Origin of the sequence: Allocoleopsis sp., assembly GCF_036703385.1 — a bacterium.
GTDB lineage: Bacteria > Cyanobacteriota > Cyanobacteriia > Cyanobacteriales > Coleofasciculaceae > Allocoleopsis.
In genome coordinates, this window is sequence record NZ_DATNPA010000692.1 from 1 (window position 1) to 6,123 (window position 6,123).

The following is a 6,123-nucleotide window of genomic DNA, read 5'->3' on the forward strand; positions in this document are numbered from 1 at the left end:
TACGTCGCTCAGTAGTTGGGGAATCTTGAGCGGTATTTTGTTAGATCAGGCGAAACCCATTGCCGATACCTTGGAACAATACAATTGGGTAGTTGCCGCTCTCTGGAAGCGTCATGATTGGTGTTGCTTTAATATCAGGCGATCATGAAGGTGGAAGGTTGAAATATGAAAAGTTTTGTGGGCTTATTTATATTTCATACTTCACCTGTTTGTTCTATTTTTTAGTAAGACGCTGGCGCTCTTGGTTGACCACTTCACCGAGTCCGACTTGGTCGAGGAGAGCGAACAAATCTTCTTGCACTAATGAATCCTTGGGATTAGCTTTCGCCGCTTTTGAAAGAGTGCTCATGGCATCATACCAAAGCCCCGATCGCGCATAGACGGAGGCCCGTTCGCGATCAACTAAGGCGTTCTCGGAATGGATAGTCTTGGGAGAAGAATTGCTATTTAAAGGAGTTGTTGCCAGTTGCTGCTTTAAGGCGGGTGTTGCTGATACCCGCTGAATATAGCTGATGAAATAGCGATTAGCGGAGGGTTGCTTGGAGTTACAGACTAGGGTCACCGTCCATCTGTAAGTCTTCCCTGAAACGAGTTCAGGTCGATCTTTCGGAATCTCCATCTGGATTATTCCAGGTTCGGGCGAATCGATTTGTTTTTTCCATATCGTCTGACCGCCACTTTTATCCTCTACTAAGGCAAACTGCATGGGCACAGATACCGGTTGTGACAAGTGCCACAAGAAGGTGGGATGGCTGGATATAGTTTGTCCAATGTCATCCTTCGAGGGAATCAGTAGCGTTACCAAGTTTTGTTCTAGCGGTTTGTTACTACAGCCTCGTGTACCAGACCCCTGACTTTGCCTAGGATTTTTAACTACTGGCGGAACAAAGCGAATTCGTGAGCCACTCGCTTGACTGATGAGAAAATTCTGGTTAGTACGGGAAACATTGGCAAAATTTTGTGCATGAGTCGGCAGAGGATTGCCAGCACTGAACAATAATAAGGAAATCATCGATGTTGAGCCGATGATGACAGCTGGGAAATGGGGTTGAGTGTTCATAGGATTAATGGCTGTGTATTCGGTTTCTGACTTCAGACGGTGTCGTCAGTTTTACTAAATGCTTTAAAAAAATAAATTAATCTTTATGTATATTTAAATTGTGAACCTTCCTCTTATTGTCAAACCCGATAGAACCGATTCTGCATTAAAATTCACCGTCTAATATGATGTGCTGTTGATTACCCTTAATAAAACTATGTTTGTAGTGGGTGCTGTCTTCGCCCGCTCCGATAGGATTAAAATCCTCACTACAAACTAATGTATAGTGTAGTCTTCTTAGGAGCCATAATATAAGTTACTCCAATAAATCACCTCATAGATTTGGCTATTTTGAAGCATAAGTTTTTGCTTCTAATTTCGAGGAGATTTATCCAATCGGTTCAATTTTATCAACTTATTTCAATTTTGAGATAAAGATTTTATTGAGAATTGGAAGCGGCTTGAGTTGTTCAGCAGGACCTGTCCGTTTTTAAGATAAGGAATCAACAGCTCAGAATATCTGGTCGTCTTCCGAATCCGAAAAGGTTTTTGCTGTTTGGTAGAGTTCGTTCAACCTTGCTTCTACATGCGGCGGTTTGGCGGTGAAATGGATGTAAAAACTGCCCTTCTCCGCCGACCTGTCCAACACCTTAGCATACATGTCTTCGCTGAATTCTGTGGTGTTGGTGGAGGTTAATAAATTGAGTTTGATGTTGCTCAGGGGTTCTGGCACAGCATACCCTTCTCCATTTTCGGAGCGGAGCATCGCTCCCTTGGCGGACAGCTTGACTAAACTTCCCTTGAACAGGGAATCACTGATATGCTTACCATCCAGCAAGGCATAGTGAAATTGAAGGCAGATTTCTTCAGGTAGAGGAAAAAAATCCTCTTCTTGTTGGGATAGAAAGAGGTTGTATTCTCCACCAATCCCCTCAACGTTATAGATGGTGATGGCTTGTTTTACGCCTTTGGGTTTGATTTCCTTTCGCCCATTAATTCTGACGATGGACTCTACCTCGTTTAAGGTTGACTCAGAAATGAATATTTGCCCTCCGACGGTATAGGTTTCGATGCGGAATGTCAGGTTGACATGGCTACCAATGGCACTGTACTTGGTTCGCTTTTCCGAACCGATATTCCCCACAACAACTTCACCGGTATTGATGCCAATCCCCATTTCGAGTTTCGGGCAACCTAAGGGTTTGAGCTTTTCGTTAATCGAATCCATTGCTAACTGCATCGCAACCGCGCAAGCGACAGCTCTTCTGGAGTCGTCTTCTCGGAGCGTGGGCGCACCAAAGAGAACCAAAATTCCATCACCAAGGAAGTCATCAATGGTTCCCTGGTACTCAGCAATCACCTCTGTCATGTATTTCAGATAGAGGTTGAGAACTTTCACTACTTCTTCGGGGGTTAATCGTTCTGCGAGTGCCGTAAATCCTCTTAAATCCGAGGTGAGCATGGTGATTGTCCGCTTCTCGCCACCAATTTTTAATCCGCCAGGACTTTCCAGCAACTTGGCAACGACGCGATCATCTAAGTAACGTCCAAAGGCTTTACGAATTTGTCCGGCGGCGTGGGCAGTATAAGCGGTGATGGCGATCGCTCCCAGTGATAGGGTCAAAAGGGGTGGCACTAGGGGTATCCACCAACCTGCCCAAAAAGCAACATAAGTAATTCCCACCAAAACTCCGGCAGCCAGAAATGGGCTGGCAACTCTCTGAATGGCAAGGGATATCTGCGAGCAGCTACGCTTTGCGGCACCTGCATATCGCCCGTGCCAAGTTAGAATCGCGCCCACACCTGACCAGAAAAAAATCCACAATCCCTCCACGGGTTCCGACCAAGTCTGGAGCGTGGGGTGTCCTTCTAGGGCGGCACTGAGGATGTGGTTGATGATGTTGGCTTGAATTTCTACCCCAGCGGTGCGTTGTTGGGTGGAAATTTGATCGCCGCTGTAGGGGGTGTAAAAGAAGTCGTTCAGGCTGGTGGCGGTTGAACCAATTAAAACGAGGCGATCGCGCATTAAGTCAGGGGCTACCTCGTTGTTCAGTACCTGTGTTAGGGTTACCGTGCGGAAGCTATTGGCTGGCTCTCGATAGTTCAATAAAAACTGGTAGCCTCCATCATCGGCACCGACATAGCCGCCGTCGTTGGATTGAAACGGGCGAAAGATGCTTTTCCCCCATTGAAAAATTTGGGGATTATCTTTTGTAGGTTGGGGCAGAATGTTCTGTTGCTCCAGATACAACCCAGCGAGGAGCATACTAAACGAGGGAACCGATTCGTCCCCCTTTTTGTAGGCGAGTACGCCTCGACGCAGCTTGCCATCGGCGTCTACGACAAGGTTGTTAACACCTACCTGATTCTTTTTGGCGAGTACGGGTGGGGGAGCAATGGCGGCATCGGGGTTCTCTTCGTTAATTTGTTCAATACCGATTAGGTTGGGGGTGGTTTCAAAAACCTTGACTAAGTCTGAATAACCCGGTTTGACGGGCAAATCGCGATAAAGGTCAAGACCAATGACTCTGGGCTTTTGGGCTTTGACTTTTTGGAGCAACTGAGTGAGTAGCGTATCTGGAATAGGCCATTGTCTGACCTTTCTTAAATCTGCTTCAGTAATGGCAACAATCACAATGCGCTCCTCAGCGGGTTTTAGCGGACGAGTACGCATGTATTGGTCAAAGGCCATCCATTCCCAAGGTTGCAACCAGCCGCTTAGGCGCAGGGCGATCGCAAAACCGGTAACAGTGGGCGCAACAATCCAGACACCACGCCATTCCCACAGCAGATTGGTCTTCGGGTTGGGTTCTCTGAGAGGACGAGGATTGGGCGGGGTGTTTGAGGTAACGGTGGAGCTTTCTCCCTGTAAGGGGCGATCGGTTGTCCCCTGCGCTTTGGATTTAAAAAGCGGCAGCTGTAAAAATGCAACTGACAAAACAGACCGAATTCGCTGGAAATTCATCTTCAAAAGGATGAATGGGGAACTTTGGCACAGATACGCTCTCTTGCAACTCCACTATAAACAGTACTTGTCTTTTATACGCTGCTGCTTACTGATCACTGTTCACTAGACCTCTTGCCTAAATCCTAGAAAGCCCCCTAAATCCCCCAATTCTGGGGGACTTTGAACTTCCGGTTCCCCCCAAAATTGGGGGGCTAGGGGGGCAAAATGCAGCATTTTGAGGTTGAGCGGGAGATGTGTGTACACAGTAGCCCACGGGGAGAGGCACTTTGAATCTTGCTCTCCTTCTCCTTTTGAGAGAAGGGGCTGGGGGATGTTAGCGTAGCGGCACGCAGTGCGGGCGTTCACTGGCTCTCCCTGACATGCCCCCAATTTTTATCCCTTCTGCCCTCTGCTCTCTGCCTTCGGCCTGATTGTGAGATGACAAATTAAGGTTTGAGGGTCTGCGATCGCTGCTAATTGCGGATTGGTTCCTACAATAATACGCCCATCGGGGGTGACGCTCATGCCTTGTGCTTCCTGGATGGGATCGCCGAGTTTCCAGGATTGGGCGGGAGGAGATACAGGATTGGGGGTGGGGGAAGAGGTTTGTTGTCTGGCTGAGTTGGGAAGTCCTTGAACTTGGGTGACGGCATACCGACCCCCGATCGCATCATAGGGTGTTGTGGGTAAACCTCCGGTACCCGTTACGGTAAAGGTACCTTGTTCAACGTTGCGACGGGCAAAACAACTGGATGCGATCGCTTGTTCTGTCGTGATGAAATTGCCGTTGAGTTGGTTGAGGGCAGCCTGCACGTTGATTTCTGGGGTATTGACTTGCACAATGCCATTAGACTGAGCTTTCGTAGGATCTCCAAAGGCAGTGATATCACTTTCTGGGGTCAGGTTGGGGCGAAATTGTGTGCCGAAGATGCCTTGAGTATTAATGGTAATTTTCCCTCCGGTGCCTTGGGGTGCACTGGCGGTGATATCGCTATTTTCTTTGGGGACAGCTGCGATCGCACCTGCATTTATGGTGATGTTGCCGCCCCTCTGTTGACCACGAGCATCTGCCGAAATTACACTGTTGTGGCGCATTTGTAAGGAATTGCGGACATTGAGGGTAATACTGCCCTCTTGAGCGGATTCACCGGCGTTGGTTGATGCGGTGATGCCACCTTGATTGTTCAGAAGGATGGAGTCAGCATTGATAGTGAGTGTTCCTGCTTTGCCTGTTCCATCGTTCCTAACTGTAACTTGAGCTCCATCGGTGACGCTTAAATGAGGCGTGTTAATCGTCACGTTGCCGGAATCTCCACTTGGCTGGTCTGGAAGTCCCAAGGCTTTTCGTAGGACTGGATCAACAATATTGGCAGAAGAGATGATTAGACTGGGATTCACAGAGCCTGGGAATCTGCCACTAACCTTAACTGACTCAGAGGCATTTATAATCACACTTCCAGCATTACCGCTTGCCAAAGTAGAAGAATCAACCCGTCCTCCATCTCGAACTAGCAACTGCCTCGTATCAATTCTTACATTACCAGCATTTCCCTTCTCTTGATCCAAACCGTTGTAGAGAGTAGTGGAAGCTATGAGGCTGGGTACTAAAAGGCTCGGTTCTGCTCCACTCACCTCGATAGATTCAGTTGCCTTTACAATTACATCACCAGCGTTGCCAGCACCAAAGGTTGTAGAGATTACAGCTCCCCCATCAAGAACAGTTAATCGCTCAGTTGAAACTATGAGTTTTCCTACACCTCCAGAATTGAGAGCAGAAGTACTGATAGAGCTAAAAGCAGTAGAATTTAAGGGCGAAAACCCAACTACTTGTGCAGATTTAGAGGCATTTACAGTTATATTGCCACCTGTTGCTGTACTGAAGGTTCTAGCCTGTATTGAAGCTCCATCTTGGACAACCAATCGCTGAGTAATCACCTCAATATCGCCTCCGTTTCCAATCCCTACAGTTTCATTAAATATGCCGCTATTAATGGCTCCACTTGGCATAGGATCAAGTAACTGGAGAGACTCTGAAGCATGTACGCTTAAATTCCCAGCTGGTTGGAGTCCTTGGTTTTGAATCAACATGACTGAATCATCAGTCAGAGTTACATTAGCGCCCTGCACCTGGATAGAT

General features: G+C 47.5%; 3 protein-coding genes and 1 pseudogene. 1 reads left to right on the forward strand and 3 read right to left on the reverse strand.

The window, feature by feature from the left end:
• Positions 1–148: 50S ribosomal protein L11 methyltransferase (locus tag V6C93_RS32660; protein WP_349262910.1), on the forward strand; the 148-nt coding region annotated here is incomplete at its 5' end.
• 66 nt (positions 149–214) lie between these two features.
• Here V6C93_RS32660 and V6C93_RS32665 read toward each other — a convergent pair.
• The 3 genes and pseudogenes from V6C93_RS32665 to V6C93_RS32675 all read right to left on the reverse strand — a co-directional run.
• Positions 215–1,060, reverse strand: coding sequence for a DUF928 domain-containing protein (locus V6C93_RS32665; RefSeq protein WP_333480853.1), 846 nt, complete (start codon positions 1,058–1,060; stop codon positions 215–217).
• A 490-nt stretch (positions 1,061–1,550) separates the two neighbouring features.
• Entirely contained in the window at positions 1,551–4,004 is a 2,454-nt protein-coding gene (locus V6C93_RS32670) for an adenylate/guanylate cyclase domain-containing protein (RefSeq protein WP_333480854.1), read from the reverse strand.
• 375 nt (positions 4,005–4,379) lie between these two features.
• Positions 4,380–6,123 (reverse strand): annotated as a pseudogene (locus tag V6C93_RS32675) (S-layer family protein); the annotation flags it as partial.

Excerpts from the sequence above, each read along its gene's own strand:
- V6C93_RS32665 (WP_333480853.1), bottom strand. The coding sequence starts at position 1,060 with ATGAACACTCAACCCCATTTCCCAGCTGTCATCATCGGCTCAACATCG.
- V6C93_RS32670 (WP_333480854.1), bottom strand. The coding sequence starts at position 4,004 with ATGAATTTCCAGCGAATTCGGTCTGTTTTGTCAGTTGCATTTTTACAG.